Genomic DNA, 15,942 nt, shown 5'->3' on the forward strand with positions numbered 1-15,942 from the left:
GCGGGGCTCAGGCCCCGCTCTGCTGTGCTTGTTGTTGTGACGGCGAGGTCGCCGAGGGGCCCTGCCCATGCTGGCTCAGGCGCTCGAGTTGATCTTCGTAGGCCTCCAGGAAGGCCTTGCCGAACAGCGTGTGGAAGTCCTCCTGTGCCTCGTCCCGGATGGACTCGAAATGCTGCAGGTAGAGCTCCCAGAGCTTGGCCTTGCGGTTCATCGCCAGGACGCTGTCCAGCACGGAGCGGCTGGTGAGCTTGGCCTCCAGCGCCTTGGGCTGGAAGCGCGTCAGCACGCCCTCCAGCGCGGCGCGCGTGCCGGCCATCGTGCCGATCGTGTGGCCGACCAGGTCGCGCATCGCGTCCTGCATCGCCGCGGGACCGGGCAGGAAACCGCGTACCGGCGGCTGCAACAGCTGCTCGAGCGCCGACTGGGCGTCGGGCGAGAACTTCAGCGGGTTGTTTTCACGCGAGCGGATCACGGTCACCTGCGCGCGCAGCTCGTGTTTCGTCGCGGCGCGCACGGCCATCATGCGCAACGCGCCGTCCACCGAGGCGTTCAGCAACGATCCGATGACCCGCATCAGGTCGGGGTTCAAGCCCTGCGGCGGCGCGGCCATGCGGATGCCGGCCCCTTCGCAGAAGGCTTGCCAGAGTGCCGCGGTGTCGGCGGCCTGACCCGGCGCGACGGGCGCTACCGGTACGGCAGCCACGGCCGGCGCGGGCGGCGGCATGCCAGGCGGCACCTGAGCCGGCGGGACAGCCGCCAGCGGCGGAGGCGCGACCGGTGGCAATACCGGTGGCATCGCGGGCGGCAGGATCGGTGCGACCACGGCCGGCGGCGGGACCGGCGCGACGGTGGCCGCCGGCGGTTGAATGGGCCCTTGAACCGGCGGCGACAGCGGCGGTGGCGTCCTGACTTCCGGCGGCCGGAAGGCCGAATTCAATGCCGGCGTGTGGTCCGGCAGCGCGGGGGTCTGGGGTTCGGTGTTCGTCGCCGGCGCCGCGGCGCCGAACAGCGCCAGCGGATCCGAGCCCACCGAGTCGCGCAGCGCGTCGCCGGGCTTGGAGGCGCCGGCCATGAACCCGGCCAGCGGATCGCTGCCGGCGGGCTGCAGCCCGAAGAGATCGTCCAGCGAGCGGTTGTTGTCGCCCGGCACGAGGTCGGCGAAGGCGCCGCCGAAGCCGAGGTCGTCGTTGCGCGCCGCCGGCGGCGGCGCCGCGGGCGGCGGGGCCAGGTCCAGCCCGCCGAAAGGATCGAAGGACGACGGGATGCCGCCGGCGCCCGAGGTCCCCGGCGCGGCACGCGGCGGAGGCGGTGGCGCGAACGGATCGAAATCGTCCGGCAGCATCATCGGGCCGGCCGGCGCCGGCGGCGGCGCCTGGACCGGCGGCGCCGCGAAGGCCGAGACAGGCGGCGCGGACGCCGGTGAAGTGCTGAAAACGTCGGGCGCCGGTGCCGCGCCGCCGAACAGGTCGGCGAACGGATTGGAGCTCGACAAGGCGGCCGGCGCCGGTGCGGGCGAAGGTCCGAGCGTCGAGGGTCGGCTCAGGTCGGGCGCGCGGCGGATGACCGTGGCGCCGTTGTCGGCGTTCGCCTCGCTCTGGACTTCCAGCAGGTAGCCGCCGATGCGGACCTGGTCCAGATGGCGCAGCGGCACCGACTGGCCCTGTCCGACGGGCTGGCCGGACACGGTGATCGGATTGGCGCTGCCGACGTTGCGGATGACGTAGCCGCCGGCCTCCGCGCTGATCTCGGCCTGCTGGCGCGAGATGTGGCGCTCCGGATCGGGCAGCGCCATGGTGTTGTTGTCGGCGCGACCGATGGTCCCCCCGGTGGCGTCGAATCGCGCGGTGATGGGCTGCGTCAGGGGCAGGTCGTTGAGCGACACCGCGCGCAGGGTGAGGGTCATGTGGCTTGCCTTTGGGACCTCGGGAGACTGGCATGGGATGTTTGCGTGACAATGGTCTCGCTTCAATGAACGAAAGTCACCTGAGAGGGGCTTGTCGCTGTTTCATACTGCACCCCGCTCGAATTCCGACGTGATGCCGATGTCGACCACCCTCCGTTCCGACGCTCCGATCTCCCTGACCCCGACCGCGCAAGCGGCGCGGGGTCGTGGTCATTCCACCCTGTCCGTGGGTACGGCCCTGCTGCTGAGCATCGCGCTCGCCGCCTGCGTCACGCCGAAGCCCCCGCCGCCGCCGCCCGAACCGGTGGTGACGGCGCCGCCGCCGCCCCCGCCTCCGCCGCCGGAGCCCGTGCCGCCGACCGCGGCCGAGCAGGCGCTGTCGCAGAAGACCGCCATGCAGGCGATCGAGCTGCTCGAGGCCGGCCAGGAAGACCAGGCCCGCAACGAGCTGCAGCGCGCGCTGCAGCTGGATCCGGCCAACAAGCTGGCCAACAACCTGATGCGCCAGATCACGGTCGATCCGGTGCAGCAGCTGGGCCGCGAATCCTTCGCCTACACGGTGCAGTCCAGCGACACGCTGTCGCGGATCGCGGGCCGCTTCATGGGCGACATCTACTCGTTCTACATCCTGGCCCGCTACAACGACATCCGCGTCCCGCGCCAGGTGTCGGGCGGCCAGGTGCTGCGCATCCCCGGCAAGCCGCCGGCGGGTCCGTTGTACCCGCGCCCGTCGTCGAAGCCGGATCCCAAGGCGACCGCCGCTGCGGCTGCTGCGGCCGCCGCGCAGGCACCGACCCCGCCGGCCACGACGACGGTGGCTGCCGCCCCGACGCCGGCCGCTCCGCCCGCACCACCGCCGGCGCCGGAACCTCGCCCGGCGAGAAGGCCATGCGCGCCGGCGATGCCCACGACCGGGCGGGTCGCTTCGACAAGGCGCTGGAGGAGTACCGCCGCGCCGAGGCGGCCGATCAGCCGGGCGCCGGCGCCAAGATCGAGGCCGTCCGCAAGAAGCAGATCGCCAAGGCCACGCTGAACGCGCGCACCGCGTTCGCCAAGCAGGACCTGGCCGGCGCGATCAAGGGCTGGGACAACGTGCTGCAGCTCGATCCGGACAACGAGCTCGCCAAGCTGGAACGCCAGAAGGCGGTCACGCTGAAGGCGAAGGCCGACCAGTTGAAGTGACCGGCATGACCGGTCCCTGATGACCTTACGCGAAAGGGGCGCCTCGGGCGCCTCTTCGCTTTTGCGCCGGGTAACGCGCGTAACCCGACCGCAGCGTCGCCGGATGGCCTGCGCCCGCTACGATCGCCGCCCCTTCACGACGCTCACGCCATGGACGCCCGTACCCCGCGCAACTTCGCCATCGACTGCCTGCGCGGCGTGGCCATCCTGCTGGTGGTCGTGCACCACCTGGCGCTGCCGTTCCGGCTGCCCCTGGCGCCCAGCCTGCTCGGTGCCTGGGTGCCCCGGCGCCTGACCGACGCCGTCAGCTTCAACGGCTACGAAGCGGTGTTCATGTTCTTCGTGATCTCGGGCTTCCTGATCACCACGCGACTCCTCGAGCGCCATGGCGATCTCCGGCGCGTCGATCTCCGCGGCTTCTACCTGGCCCGCGTGCGCCGCATCGCCCCTTTGCTGCTGGTCGTGCTGACCGTCCTGACGCTGCTGGCCGCGCTCGGCGTCCCGGACTTCGCACCGTCGTCGAGGCAGTCGCTGGGCGGCCTGCTGGGCTCGGCGCTGACCTTCACCTTCAACTGGTACGAAGGCCGGACCGGCTGGGCGCCGGCCGCGTGGGACGTGCTGTGGTCGCTGTCCATCGAGGAGGTCTTCTACGTCGGCTTCCCGCTGCTGTGCCTGGCGCTGCCGCGCCCGTTGCTCGTCGTCGCGCTCGCCGTGCTGGCGCTGAGCCTGCTGCCGCTGCGGTCGCTGGTGCCCGTCAGCAACGAGGTCTGGTGGGAGAAGGCCTACCTGCCCGGCATGTCCGCCATCGCCTGGGGCGTGCTGGCCGCCCTCGCCGCCCGGCGCTGGAAGCCCGGCGCGCGCGACGCCCGTGCGCTCGCGCTCTTCGGCGGTTTCTGCGTGCTGCTGGTCATCGGATGGGGCGATCTCGTCCACCGCCATCTCTTCAAGAGCGGCATGTACGGCCTGTGCCTGGGCACCTGCGCGATGCTGATCGCCTTCCGGGCGCAGGCAGCGCCCCCGCGCGCCGGGCTGAACTGGCTCGCGCGCATGGGGCGGCTCAGCTACGAGCTCTACCTGAGCCACATGGTCATCGTGCTCGGCACGGTCGCGCTCTATCGCGCGCTGCTCGGTCCGTCGCAGGCGTGGACCTTCGTCGTGTACGTCCCGGCGGTCATCGCCAGCATCGGACTGGCCGTGGCGCTGGAACGCCTCATGGCGCGTCTGGGCGCCTTCGCGGCGTCGGCGAAGCGCACGACGCTCCTGAGGCGCAGCTCCCGGCCATCCCCAGGGGAAACCACGGACATCGCCCCCGACCACTGACCACGCCAGCCGAAGAAACTGTATATTCATACAGTATTCAATCTCACCGGCATGTCATGGATCTCTCCCGCAAGCTCGCCATCCTGGCGGATGCCGCGAAGTACGACGCGTCCTGCGCGTCCAGCGGCACGGACAAGCGCGATTCCCGCGGCGGCACCGGCATCGGCTCGACCGAGGGCATGGGCATCTGCCACAGCTATGCGCCCGACGGCCGCTGCATCTCGCTGCTGAAGATCCTGCTGACCAACCATTGCCAGTACGACTGCCTGTACTGCGTGAACCGCTCGTCGAGCAACGTGGCGCGCGCGAAGTTCAGCGTCGAGGAGGTCGTGGCGCTGACGCTCGACTTCTACCGGCGCAACACGATCGAAGGCCTCTTCCTCAGCAGCGGCATCATCAAGAGCCCCGACTTCACGATGGAACAGGTCGTGCGCGTCGCGCAGGTGTTGCGCGAGGAACACGACTTCCGCGGCTACATCCACCTGAAGACGATCCCCGATGCCAGCGAGGAGCTGCTGCGGCGCGCCGGGCGGTATGCCGACCGGCTCAGCATCAACGTGGAGCTGCCGACCGACGAGGGACTGAAGGACCTGGCGCCGGAAAAGGACACCGCCGCGATCCATCGGTCGATGGGTCGGCTGAGGCTGCACATCGACGACGCGAAGGCGGCGCAGAAGGCCGCCGCCGAGGCGCCGATCCGTGTGCTGCCGGGTGCGGCCGCGCGCCCGGCCCGGCCGCCGCGCTTCGCGCCCGCCGGCCAGAGCACGCAGATGATCGTCGGCGCCGACGCCAGCGACGACCGCAGCATCCTGCGCAGCAGCGCCACGCTGTACGGCCGCTTCCGGATGCGGCGCGTCTACTACTCGGCCTTCAGCCCGATCCCCGATGCCGCGCGCACGCTGCCGCTGAAGGCGCCGCCGCTGGTGCGCGAGCACCGCCTCTATCAGGCCGACTGGCTCATGCGCTTCTACGGCTTCGACCACGAGGAGATCGTCGACGACGGCACCGGCCTGCTGCGGCTCGACGTCGATCCCAAGCACGCCTGGGCGCTCGCGCATCCGGAGCGCTTCCCGGTCGACCTCAACCAGGCGCCGCGCGAGATGCTGCTGCGGGTGCCGGGACTCGGCGTCGGCTCGGTCGACAAGCTGCTCGTGGCGCGACGCGTCCGCCGGCTGCGCGCCGAGGATCTGCGGCAACTGAAGCTGCCGGCGCGCAAGGTGCTGCCGTTCGTGATCGTCGACGGCCACCGCCCCGGTCCGGCGAGCAGGGTCCAGGCGCTCGATGCGGCGATCGCGGCGAGGTCGCCTGTAGACGCCGCGCCGGCTCAGATGGGGCTCTTCTGATGGTTCGCGTCCAGCTTGACGGTCCCATTGATCTCGAGGGCTTCCGCGAGGCGGCGAAGCGGCTGATGCGCCTCGGCATCGCCCCGCACGACGTGGTCTGGCGGACGGGTCACGACGAACGTGGGCTCTGGGCGGACGACTCGGTCGAGGTCGAGGACGAGGACGCGAGCGAGGCCGGACGGACCTTCGTCCAGAGGCGGTCCGGCCAAGACACGGGGAGCACGCGAAACACACAGGATGCGCAGGGAACGCAAGACGCGTCCGCCGTGTTCACCGTCCCGGCGTCCTTCCTGTCGCTGTGCCGCACCGCCCTGCTCCACGCCGAACCCGAGCGCTTCACGTTGCTGTACCGGATGCTCTTCCGGCTGAAGACCGAACCGGGCTACTGGCACGACACGCTGGACCCCGACCGTCGCCGCGCCGAACGGCTCGAACGCGAGGTGCGGCACGAGATCCACAAGACCCACGCGTTCGTCCGCTTCGTGCCCGTCGAGGAGATCGACGGCCAGCGCCTCGTCGCGTGGTTCGAGCCGACACACCACACGCTCGAGGCCGCCGCGCCGTTCTTCGCCCGGCGTTTCGCCAACCTGCGATGGTCGATCCAGTCGCCGCGCTGCTCGGTGTCGTGGGACGGCACGTCGCTGCAGGTCGGTCCGGGCGGCCGGCGCGAGGACGCGCCGCCGCCGGACGCGGGCGCCGACCTCTGGCTGACCTACTACCGCAGCATCTTCAATCCCGCGCGCCTGAAGGTCGCGATGATGGCGCGCGAGATGCCGCGCCGCTACTGGACCAACCTGCCGGAAGCGGCGCTGATCGAGCCGCTCGTCGCGCAGGCCGACGGCCGCGTTCAGACCATGCTGGCGGCGGAGCCGACGTCGCCGCGACGCATCCGGGAGATCGCGCGTCCGCGCAGACCCAACGCCGCCACGCCGACGATCAGCAGCGCCCAGGTCGACGGTTCCGGCGCCGGCGAGGCCAGCGCCGACAGCGTGTAGTTGAAGCCGGACGCCGACGCCACCGAGTAGTCGATGACGTTGCCGTTCCAGTCGGTGACCTGGGAGATCCCGCCCCAGTAGATCGTCGGTGCGTTGGCGGCCATCGAAGCCGTCGCCGACGGGCCCGCCGCATTCAGGCGGCTGTTCATCTCCAGGTACAGGTCCATGGTGGTCGCGCCACCCGCGAAGATCGCCGCGGAGAAACTGTAGACCGCGTACACGTCCCCGATCGGGCTGCTGTTCCACTGGTTGTCGGTGACGACGCTGCCGTCGTGGGCCAGCGTGGTGGTGCTCTGCCAGGCGGTCGTGTAGAAGCCGTCGAGCTGGTGGACGAAGGTCCAGTCCAGCGATCCCGCCTGCGTGCCGCCGGCGCCGCCACTCATGGCCGCCGACGTGCCGCCGGCGATCACGATGTTGTAGTGGACGATCAGCTCGTTGTCGAAGTTGCCGTCGTTGCGCGTGAAGGTCAGCGCATCGGTCTGGTAGGCCGTCAGCGAGGTCGTCGCGGTGCCGCTGCCGGTCACGCTGGTGGCGAGGCTGCCCGACAGGTGCCCCGGTCCCATCCGGGTCGATGCCGACGCGGATGAATTGAAGGCATTGCCGGAGGCATCGATGCCGTGCTCGCTGGCCGACGCGTTCAGCCATCCCGGCGTGCCGTGGTTGGAGCGGCTGTCGGTCGCGTTGCCGGCGTGGATGTCGATGTTCTGTTCCGGTCCGGCCGGCGGATTGAATTGCGCCTGCGCCTGGGGCACGACGGCCCAGAAGAGTGCGGCAAGGAAGAGCGGTTTCATGAAATGGATGCCTTCGGAGACGTGCGAAGCACGAGAACGATGGCGCGAGCAAACGCGGGGCCCGTGACGCGCCCGCGCTGTCCCGGACTCCTGGGGCGAGGCCGACGCGCGGCGCAGCAGAAACGAGCGTCATGGGCGTCGCAGGCGGACAAGAACGCGGCTTGCCCCGTCTCTTCCACGATGGCGCGCTCCGGACGATGCGCGCCCGACGTCTTCAAGGAGAGCCCCATGGAAACGCAGGAACTGCATCGCGGACGCCTCATCGACCACCTCCAGCTCGTCGTGCGGGACCTGCCCGCGAGCCGGAAGTTCTACGAGGCGATCCTGCCGCCGCTGGGCGTGCCGATCGGCGGCTCGGGCGACGACTACTTCTGGGCGGACGAGCTGTTCGTGTCGACCGCGGACAGCCAGGCCGCGCAGGGTCATCTGACCGGGCGACATCACCTGGCCTTCCAGGCCAGGGACCGCGCGGCAGTGGACGCCTTCCACAAGACCGCGCTGGCCAACGGCGGTACCGACAACGGCGCGCCGGGCGAGCGGCCCTACCACCCGGGCTACTACGCGGCGTTCGTGCTGGACCCCGACGGCAACAACATCGAGGCCGTTTTCCACGGCGAGGCCAGGCGCAGCGCGGCGTCGGTGAAGGTCACGTTCTGAGTGGCCCGCTCGGGCGCGCGCCCATGGCGAGCATGGCGGCCATGACGCCAATGAAAAACGGGGCCGAGGCCCCGTCGTTTCCCGTCGCCATGGCGGCCTGAGCCGTCACTTCCTGTCGACCTTGTTCTTGGCCGTCGCCGCGGCGGCGGGCGCCGGCGCGGACGACTTCGCCGCCGACTCGTCGATCAGCTGCCGCATCATGGCCGTCGCGCGCGCGTTCTTCGGATCCACGCGCAGGCACTTCTGCAGCACCACGATCGCGCCGGACCGGTCGATCGCCGCGAGCTTCTCGGCCTTGCGCACGTAGAGGTCGGCCAGCAGCCGCTTGGCCGACGGATCGTTGCGGTCCTGCGGCGCACGTTTCTCGAGCAGCCGGATCGGCTCGTCGACCTCGCCCTGCGCGGACAGCATGGCGATGTGTTCCAGCTCGTTGCGGTCCGGACCGGCCGCGACGGCCGGAGCCGGCTCCTTCGCCGGAGCGCCGGACGTGGCGGCCTGGGCCTTCGCCGGTGCGGCCGGCTTGGCCGCGACCGGCGCGGGCGCCGCCTTGCGCAGCGTCACGCGGGCCGGTTTGCCGAGGTAGCTCTTCTGGTTGCGCTCCTTCTCGAGCCCGCGCAGCGCGTCGGCGGCCGGCTCGTTGTCCGGCTGCAGCGACAGCGCCGACAGGTACTGCGTGGTCGCGCCGTCCAGGTCGCCGCGCTTGTGCGCGGCCTTGGCCTTGTCCAGCCGCTCGGCCACGCCGGCGTCGATCTGCTGCCGTGTCGCCGCCAGGCTGTCGCGGTAGCCGGCGTTGTCCGGACGCAGGACCGTCAGCGCCTCCCAGGTCCAGGCGGCATCGGCCAACTGGCCGTCCTTGCCCTGCTCCTGCGCGCGCTGGACCTGCGCCAGCTCGAAGGCCGAAGGCGGGGCGCCCGCCGTCCCTTCCGGATTGCGCAGCGCGCCGGGGCCGCCGGTACAGGCCGCCAGCACGACGGCCGTCAGGAGCGCCAGTACAACCGAGGCTCTCATGGGGTCGGTCCGATGCGTCGGCTGGTCTGCAGCCGGGCCTTGAAGGCCTCGAGGTCGTGGTCGCCGAAGATCATCGTGCGGCGCAGCATCAGCGGCTGCGCGTAGAAGGCGTTGCCGCCGGGGTTGACGGTCACCGCCAGCGTGTACTTCTGACGCGTGAGCGTGTCCAGCACCAGCTCGTTGGCGTCGCCGTAGGGATAGGCGTAATGGCGCACCTGACCGGCCGTGCCGAGCTTCTGCTCGATCAGGTCGCGCGGGCCCGCGGTCTCGGTGTCGAGGTTGCGCTTGTAGCGCTCCTCGTTCTCGCCGGTCGTGCGCTCGATCAGGTTGCGGTGCGACTTCGAGTGCGACTGGATGTCCATCAGCCCCGAGGACTGCATCTCCGCCAGCTGCGTCCAGCTCACCGCGTCGCCGCCCGCGCCGACGAAGTCGGTGTAGACGAACATCGTCGCCGGCAGGCCGAGCTTGCGCAGCACCGGGTAGGCCAGCTTGTAGACCGATTCGTAGCCATCGTCGAAGGTGATCACCACCGCCTTGGGCGGCAGCGGCTCCTTGCCGTCGAGGTAGCCCGCGAGCTGCGACAGCTTGACGACGCGGTAGTCGTTCTTCGCCAGCCATTCCATCTGGGCGGCGAAGTTGCCTTGCGAGACGGCCATCTTCCCGCCCACCGTGCCGAGCCGGTGGTAGCAGAGGATGGGCACCGTCTGGAGCTGGCCCGAGCGCACGCCCAGCGGGCTCATCGGCTTGAGCGGCACGATCAGCGGCTGGCCGGGCTCGGCCTTGGTGACGCCGCTGTTGGCCTCGCTGATCTGCCAGTCGCGGTCCTCGCTGCCGAGCAGCCGGCCGGCGATGCCGCGCAGCGATTCGCCGGCCACCGGCACGTAGATCAGCAGGCGGTCGCTGCGGGCGACGATCTCGCCGTTGGCGGTCGTCGACGGCGCCTTGACCGGCGCGGGCTCGTTCAGCGGCGGCGTCGCGGTCGGCGTCGCGACGCAACCGGTCAGCGCGAGCACCGCCGCGGCGACAACGCCGGCAAACAGCGCAGGACGCGGTCGAACTCCCTCTCCCGCTTGCGGGAGAGGGTGGGGATGAGGGCCAGCGGCCGTCGAAGTACCGCGTGTCACCACGGGCATCAGGCTACCCGACATCAGGCGGCTCCCGGCGTCGATGGCGGCACCGGCGGGGCGGGCTGCGTCTGTTCGTCCGCGGGCGCGGCGGCGGCCGGCGACTGGGGGTCGGCCGGCGCGGCCTGAGCCGCCTGCTGCCGTGCCGCGGCCAGCGCGCCGGAACGACGTCCGATCGTCGTCGGCGCCTCGGCCTTGGCGGCGGAGGCCGCCAGCGCCTGCTTGTCCTGCAGCGCCTGCGCCATGCGGTCGAAGGCGGCGTAGAGCAGGCCGAATTCGTCCTTGCGCTGCTCGCGGATGCGGAAGTCGACGCGGCCGCGGCCGATCTCGTCCAGCGCCTCCACGGCCAGCTTGATGGGTCGCGAGAACCAGTTGGCGACGAAGAACATCGCGATCGCGACGGCCAGCACCGTCGTCACCGCCAGCACCGCCATCAGCGTGCGCGACAGCCGCGCGACGCTCTCCAGCGGCCGCTCCGGCAGGCCGAGCGCGACACGCCCGACGGTCTTGTCCTGGAAGGTGATCGGCGAGTCGAAGCCGAGGATCGCCGCGCCGCCGGCCGCGTGATACCGCGTGCGCTTGACGGCGCCCTGCTCGCCCAGGATTTCCCCGGGCGGTGCCTGGTAGGGCTTGCCGACCGTCTCCGGCAGGCTGGACGCCGCGACCACGCCGGCGCGGTCGATCACGCTGACGCTCTCGAAATCGCCCGTCTTCATGATCTCCTGCAGCGAGACGTCGACCGACACCCAGTCCTCGCCGAGCGCCGCGGTGGCGTTCTGCGCGCCGATGAAGCGCGACAGCGCGGTGCCGTAGTCGGCCACCTGCTGCATCAGCGCGGCGTTCTGGCGCTGGCTGATGATGGAGCCGCTGACCGCCATCACGATGGCGACGATGCCGGCCATCATCGCGGCCCACTTCACGCGCAGCGGGATCAGCTTGGCGCGGCCCTTGTTGCGGGCCTCCTCGTCGATCTCGCCCAGCACCTTGACCAGCGAATCGGCGAGTTCCGCGCCGGTCTGGAAGCGGTTGTCCGGCGCCTTGGCCAGGCAGCGGTCGACCACGCGGCGCAGCGACGCCGGGATCTCCGGGCGCAGCTTGTTCAGCGGCGTCGGGTCGTCCTTGGCGATCTTGAGCGCCAGGTTCACGACGCTGTCGCCGGTGAACGGACGCACGCCGGTGAGCATCTGGTACAGCACGATGCCGACCGAGAACAGGTCGGAGCGGCCGTCGATCTTCTCGCCGTTCATCTGCTCGGGGGCCATGTACTGCGGCGTGCCCAGCACGTCGCCGACGCGGGTGCGCTGCTCCCCCTTGGTCGACTCCATGTGGGCGATGCCGAAGTCCATCACCTTGATGTCGAGCGTGCCGCGCACGCGGGCGATGTTGCCGGGCTTGATGTCGCGGTGGACGATGCCGCGCTTGTGCGCGTAGTCGAGCGCGCGCGCCAGCTGGATGGCCATCACGACGGTGTCGCGGATGGGCAGCGGCGTGCCGGGTTCGAGCAGGTCGGCCAGCGGCTCGCCGTCCAGCAGCTCCATGGCCATGTAGGGCCGGCCGTCGACCTCGCCCACGTCGTGCACGGTGACGATGTTGGGATGCGACAGGCTGCCGGAGGCGCGCGCCTCGCGCAGGAAGCGGGCGTGGTACTCCTCGTCCTCGCACAGCGAGGCGTGCAGGAACTTGATCGCGACGTCGCGGCCGATGCTGGGATCGTGGGCCTTGAACACGCTGGCCATGCCGCCGCGGCCGATGCGGTCCAGCACCTGGAAGCGGCCGACCTGGCGCACGGGCGCCTCGTTGCTGGCGACCTTGGCCGCGAGCGAGCCGCCCGGCAGCGTGCCGGTGGACGGCTTGGGATCGGGCACCGGCGGCATCGCGCGCAGCGCCGCCACCGCGGCGACGGCGTCCGGGTCGAGGATGGTTTCGGCGAATTCGGAGGCGCCGAATTCGGATTCCTCGGCCTCCGCCACGACGGGCGGCGGCGTGACGGGCGGCGCCACGGGCGGTGCTGGCGGCGTCACCGCGGCCGCCACCGGCGGCTTCGCGGGCGTGGCGTCGACGGGGGCCGGCTTGGCCGCGGCCAGCTTCGAGGCGGGCACGATCACGGTTTCATTGCCGGTCGCGGCGGATTCGGGGATCGGCGTGGCGGGTGGCGTCGGTGCCGCTGGCGGCGAAGTCTTGGTCACGGGATTCAGGGCAGCAGGGGCAATGACGGTCTCATTCCCGGTGGGAGAGAACGTGTCCAGGGGCGAAGCGGTGGTGGGCGCAGGCGAAGCGGCGACCGGGACGACCGGGACGACCGGGACGACGGGGGCGGCAGGGGGAACCGGGGCGTCGGGAGTCGCCTCCGGCACGGCGGTGGCGTCCGTGGCAGCGGCGGGCGCATCCGGCATGGCGGCGACCGGCGCGGGCGCGGGCTCGGCGGGAATGGGGGCGGGAACGGGCGGGCTCGCGGCCGGCGGCTCGCTCGCCGCCTGGGGCTTCAGCATCGCGGCGGGGGCGATGATGGTGTGGTCGGTGTCGACGGGGATGTCGGCCGGCTTGCGGCCGGCGCGCATCGAGAAGGTGTCGGGGAACGTGGGATCGATGAAGCTGATCTCGCGTTCATGCTGGACGGTCTCGGGGCCGTCGTCATGCGGCGGCGCGGTCTCCTGCCCGCCATCCGGCTCGGAAGCAGGAACGGCGCGGTTGGCGGCGGTGTTGAGCGGCATGCGGTCCAGCGGGGCGCCGGCCGGCACGATGCGTGTCGCGTCCGGATCGAACGTGGAGTCGTCGGCCGCCGCCGGCGCCTTGCCCGGCTTGGCCGAGCGGGGGTTACCTTCTTTTCGTGACATCGAACGCCTCGCCGCGACGAGGATCGCCGCCCAATGCGCATCGTCCCTGTCACGGGGATCGGGGGCAATGAACGAAAGTCACCAGAGGGTGGTTCCTGAAGTGGATAGGCCCTGCGGCGGAGGCGTTCAGAAGAAGCGCGCGACCCATTGATCGCCGACTTCCGGCTCGATCTCCGGGTAGCTGATGTTGCCGATGTAGTCGTCCGACGCCCAGACCGGGCGTAACGCGCACGCCACGGCTTGATACGCTGGCAGGCGATCGTTCCGATTCACGTCGCCCGCAACGGGCTCCGGCCCGGCGCGGAGCACGACGCTGCCGCCCGGCAGGTCGACGACCTCGCAGGGCTGCGGCAATTGGGCGCGCAGCGCACCCGCGCCACCCAGTCGGTCGGCCCATTGCGGTCCGAGCGCGGTAAGCCAGTGAATCGTCATCAGCCCGGCCGGCGCATGCAGGACATGGAAGGTGAACGCGCCGATGTCCAGCCCGGGGTGCCGCAGCAGCTTCGGCACGGTGTGGGTCTTGAACGCCCGCGCCGAATCGTTCTGCTCTGAACTCCAGCAAGGCGCCAGCCCGCAGAGTGCCACGCGCAGCGGAAAACCGTCGATCAGGGCGACGAACAAGTCACGCAAAGCATCTCCACCATGCCCCGCCTCCTCGATCGGTAGTCGCAACCGGATACCGACTCGAGCGAGCTCAGGGGACGGTGCGTAGTGCACGGCGTCGAACATCGGCGGCCGCTGCTCCGCCTGCGGGTCGCCGGCCTGGAAATGCGCACCGAACGAGCCGCTGCCCAGGCTCAACGGCGCATCCAACCAGCGGGCGACGTCTCGCCACTCGTCCGGCTTGAACGGGCGCATCTCTTTTTCGTCGTAATCGTAGGCAAGACGGATGCGATCGCCGTAGCGGGCCATGAAGTCGTCGTAGAGGCGCTGGATACGCGGCATCGCCGGAGCCAGCGGCCCGTCCAGCACGATCACGATCTGAAGGCAGAGATCGACCAGTCGGCGGCCGTCATGGTCGACGGCGACATCCACAACAGTCATGGTCGTCCTATTCAGGCGGAGGCGACGCAACACCGCCGTCGAGCCGGCGACGGATCCACTGTCCCCTCACGACTCGTCGTAGACGATCGCGCGGAGTGGGATGCGTCGATTGAGTCGCGCAAGCATCCGTCCGACGCGCGGCTGCCAGTCCAAAGGATCGGCATGCAGGGCGTCGATCCAGACCTGGATGTGATCAGGCTCCAGGAGCGAAAGCGAAGTCGCGCCCATGTCGGCAAAGACATGACCCCCCAAGGGACGCAGTCCGATTGCCAATTGCTCCAATGTGCCAAGTGCATCCGCCAATCCATCCAGAACCGGCTCTTCCACCGGATCCGCGAACCAGAGGTGCAGGTGGAACGGCTGGCTGAAGTCGGTCGATGCCGCACCGGAAACGACTGGAAGCTCGCCGACGACGCGTTCGTCGGCTTCGGCTACCGCGGTGGCCAGCGTCTGCGCCTGCCTGACGGCCGATTCGTCGCCATCGCTGGCGAGCAGGTGCAACACGCCCCTGCGAACCAGCGCGATGTCCTCGACGGCAAACGCATGAGGAAGCCCCGTCAGTGCGATTCCCAGATGGTCGGGGGCCCATTCCACACCGAGGGCCCCATCGATGCCGACAGAGTCCTTCACGGTCTGCTGGGACCACTCGACGAGGAAGCCGAACCGTCGCGCGCGCTCGATGGCCTGCAGAAACGCCAGGACCTCGGCGCGCAACGTCGGTCCGATGACCTTGAGCGTGTGCGGCAACGTCAGCATGGACGTCAAGCCGCTCCGAAGAAACGGCGGTACCAGACGATCCGGGACTCGAAGTCCATGTCCGCGATGGTCTGGAACTTGGCCCGCTCGTCAGGCATCGCAAGCGGGGCCAGCACTTCACCAACCTGGCGATATGCAGGCAGCAGGTCCTGGCGATTGACATCCCCAGTCTCCGGCGCGGGGCCAGCCTGGATCTCAAGGACTCCCGGCTCCACGATCTCGCTGCCCAATCCTCGGGCGGCAGCCGATTTCGCCAAGTCGGCGAGATCCTGACCACGTGCCTTCGCCGCGGCCTCGGACACAAACGTGAGCCAGGACGTCGCCAGCAGGCCGTCCAGCATCAAGTTGGCTTGGCCCAACGGCGCTCCGACTGACACGCCCGGATAACGCAGCAACCAACCTGGCAGATCACGGTCGATGACTTCCTCCGCGTCGGAGAAACCTCCTCCGGTGTAGTACGACCAGCCGCAGTGACCGGCGAGCAGCGGGAAGCCTCGTAGGAGTTTGCGCGCAAAGGATTTCAGTGCCGCCGGGGCCGCCAGGTCACTCTCCGGCGGCAGACAGACGCGCAAGTAGGACCGCGTCGGCGGATTTCCTGCGCCGGAAGTCAACTTTGTCGAGAACCAATCGATGGAGGGAAGATCGAAGGCGCTCGATTTCTCGCCGCCAAAAACTCGATCCCCGAAAGCTTCGCGGGCTTCTTCTCGTCCGCAACGACGAAATTGCTGATCAACGTCGTCGCGTCCGGCGCGATGGCCTTGGCCGTCGACATCGTGTTGGTCCGGTAGTAGCGCAACGCTCCGGTAAATTGGTCTTCAACTGCCTGCGCGGCTCCCGCCAACGCGCTCTTGAAAGCGCCTCGGGCGTCGGTGCCATAAAGGTGGATCTCCAGGCACGGGCGGACGTTGCCCTTCTTCAAGGTCGCATGCGTTGTTCGCAAGGTTTCGATAAATTCGTTGCGCTTCATTCTTGTCCTGTTCAAAAA

The 15,942-nt window shown here is 70.0% G+C and carries 13 protein-coding genes and 1 pseudogene; 5 read left to right on the plus strand and 9 right to left on the minus strand.

The genetic code is table 11. The features are described 5' to 3' along the window. Window positions 1-7: 7 nt before the first annotated feature. The gene (gene tagH, locus ACQ86G_RS22640; RefSeq protein WP_431257421.1) at window positions 8-1,903 is read right to left on the minus strand and encodes a type VI secretion system-associated FHA domain protein TagH; all 1,896 of its coding nucleotides are present in this window, start codon (window positions 1,901-1,903) and stop codon (window positions 8-10) included. Between the two features lie 226 nt (window positions 1,904-2,129). Between tagH and ACQ86G_RS22645 the strand changes: the two genes are divergently transcribed. From ACQ86G_RS22645 to ACQ86G_RS22660, 4 genes are all read left to right on the plus strand, one after another. Next, complete coding sequence (locus ACQ86G_RS22645; protein WP_431257422.1) at window positions 2,130-2,936, plus strand: LysM peptidoglycan-binding domain-containing protein; 807 nt, start codon at window positions 2,130-2,132, stop codon at window positions 2,934-2,936. A 299-nt stretch (window positions 2,937-3,235) separates the two neighbouring features. Beyond that, on the plus strand, window positions 3,236-4,405 hold the full coding sequence (locus ACQ86G_RS22650; protein ID WP_431257423.1) for an acyltransferase family protein: 1,170 nt from the start codon (window positions 3,236-3,238) through the stop codon (window positions 4,403-4,405). 56 nt (window positions 4,406-4,461) lie between these two features. Beyond that, window positions 4,462-5,748 carry a putative DNA modification/repair radical SAM protein gene (locus ACQ86G_RS22655; RefSeq protein WP_431257424.1) on the plus strand — a complete coding sequence of 429 codons (1,287 nt, stop codon included), beginning with the start codon at window positions 4,462-4,464 and terminating at the stop codon, window positions 5,746-5,748. Further along, window positions 5,748-6,743: a TIGR03915 family putative DNA repair protein gene (locus ACQ86G_RS22660; RefSeq protein ID WP_431257425.1), complete on the plus strand. Its 996-nt coding sequence runs from the start codon at window positions 5,748-5,750 to the stop codon at window positions 6,741-6,743. The genes ACQ86G_RS22655 and ACQ86G_RS22660 overlap by 1 nt, the downstream gene beginning before the upstream one ends. Here the strand turns inward: ACQ86G_RS22660 and ACQ86G_RS22665 are convergent. Further along, a pseudogene (locus tag ACQ86G_RS22665) lies at window positions 6,680-7,534 on the minus strand (hypothetical protein); the annotation flags it as partial. The gene ACQ86G_RS22660 and the pseudogene ACQ86G_RS22665 overlap by 64 nt on opposite strands. A gap of 228 nt (window positions 7,535-7,762) precedes the next feature. On the opposite strand from ACQ86G_RS22665, the gene ACQ86G_RS22670 reads away from it, so the two are divergent. Then, window positions 7,763-8,191 (plus strand): VOC family protein, encoded by a 429-nt coding sequence (locus tag ACQ86G_RS22670; RefSeq protein WP_431257426.1) that lies wholly within the window; start codon window positions 7,763-7,765, stop codon window positions 8,189-8,191. Between the two features lie 105 nt (window positions 8,192-8,296). On the opposite strand, the gene ACQ86G_RS22675 is transcribed toward ACQ86G_RS22670, so the two are convergent. The 7 genes from ACQ86G_RS22675 to ACQ86G_RS22705 all read right to left on the minus strand — a co-directional run bounded on the left by ACQ86G_RS22675 (window position 8,297) and on the right by ACQ86G_RS22705 (window position 15,924). Next, a complete protein-coding gene (locus ACQ86G_RS22675; protein WP_431257427.1) occupies window positions 8,297-9,199 on the minus strand; it encodes a hypothetical protein in 903 nt (300 codons plus the stop codon). After that, a complete protein-coding gene (locus ACQ86G_RS22680; protein WP_431257428.1) occupies window positions 9,196-10,212 on the minus strand; it encodes a polysaccharide deacetylase family protein in 1,017 nt (338 codons plus the stop codon). Before ACQ86G_RS22680 ends, ACQ86G_RS22675 begins: the two co-directional genes overlap by 4 nt. Window positions 10,213-10,346: 134 nt before the next feature. Next, window positions 10,347-13,157, minus strand: a complete 2,811-nt coding sequence (locus ACQ86G_RS22685) for a protein kinase domain-containing protein (protein ID WP_431257429.1) — start codon at window positions 13,155-13,157, stop codon at window positions 10,347-10,349. Between the two features lie 126 nt (window positions 13,158-13,283). Further along, window positions 13,284-14,201 (minus strand): type VI immunity family protein, encoded by a 918-nt coding sequence (locus ACQ86G_RS22690; protein WP_431257430.1) that lies wholly within the window; start codon window positions 14,199-14,201, stop codon window positions 13,284-13,286. Window positions 14,202-14,267: 66 nt separating this feature from the next. After that, on the minus strand, window positions 14,268-14,957 hold the full coding sequence (locus ACQ86G_RS22695; RefSeq protein ID WP_431257431.1) for a hypothetical protein: 690 nt from the start codon (window positions 14,955-14,957) through the stop codon (window positions 14,268-14,270). 5 nt (window positions 14,958-14,962) lie between these two features. After that, the gene (locus ACQ86G_RS22700; RefSeq protein WP_431257432.1) at window positions 14,963-15,568 is read right to left on the minus strand and encodes a type VI immunity family protein; all 606 of its coding nucleotides are present in this window, start codon (window positions 15,566-15,568) and stop codon (window positions 14,963-14,965) included. Further along, a complete protein-coding gene (locus ACQ86G_RS22705) occupies window positions 15,565-15,924 on the minus strand; it encodes a hypothetical protein (protein WP_431257433.1) in 360 nt (119 codons plus the stop codon). The genes ACQ86G_RS22700 and ACQ86G_RS22705 overlap by 4 nt, the downstream gene beginning before the upstream one ends. Window positions 15,925-15,942 lie beyond the last annotated feature (18 nt).

The organism is Roseateles chitinivorans (assembly GCF_050632145.1).
GTDB classification, from domain to species: Bacteria; Pseudomonadota; Gammaproteobacteria; order Burkholderiales; family Burkholderiaceae_C; genus Roseateles; species Roseateles chitinivorans_B.

Coding starts and splice junctions, on each gene's coding strand:
- ACQ86G_RS22690 (WP_431257430.1), bottom strand. CDS start 14,201: ATGACTGTTGTGGATGTCGCCGTCGACCATGACGGCCGCCGACTGGTC.
- ACQ86G_RS22660 (WP_431257425.1), top strand. CDS start 5,748: ATGGTTCGCGTCCAGCTTGACGGTCCCATTGATCTCGAGGGCTTCCGC.
- ACQ86G_RS22655 (WP_431257424.1), top strand. CDS start 4,462: ATGGATCTCTCCCGCAAGCTCGCCATCCTGGCGGATGCCGCGAAGTAC.
- ACQ86G_RS22650 (WP_431257423.1), top strand. CDS start 3,236: ATGGACGCCCGTACCCCGCGCAACTTCGCCATCGACTGCCTGCGCGGC.
- ACQ86G_RS22670 (WP_431257426.1), top strand. CDS start 7,763: ATGGAAACGCAGGAACTGCATCGCGGACGCCTCATCGACCACCTCCAG.
- tagH (WP_431257421.1), bottom strand. CDS start 1,903: ATGACCCTCACCCTGCGCGCGGTGTCGCTCAACGACCTGCCCCTGACG.
- ACQ86G_RS22695 (WP_431257431.1), bottom strand. CDS start 14,957: ATGCTGACGTTGCCGCACACGCTCAAGGTCATCGGACCGACGTTGCGC.
- ACQ86G_RS22685 (WP_431257429.1), bottom strand. CDS start 13,157: ATGTCACGAAAAGAAGGTAACCCCCGCTCGGCCAAGCCGGGCAAGGCG.
- ACQ86G_RS22675 (WP_431257427.1), bottom strand. CDS start 9,199: ATGAGAGCCTCGGTTGTACTGGCGCTCCTGACGGCCGTCGTGCTGGCG.
- ACQ86G_RS22705 (WP_431257433.1), bottom strand. CDS start 15,924: ATGAAGCGCAACGAATTTATCGAAACCTTGCGAACAACGCATGCGACC.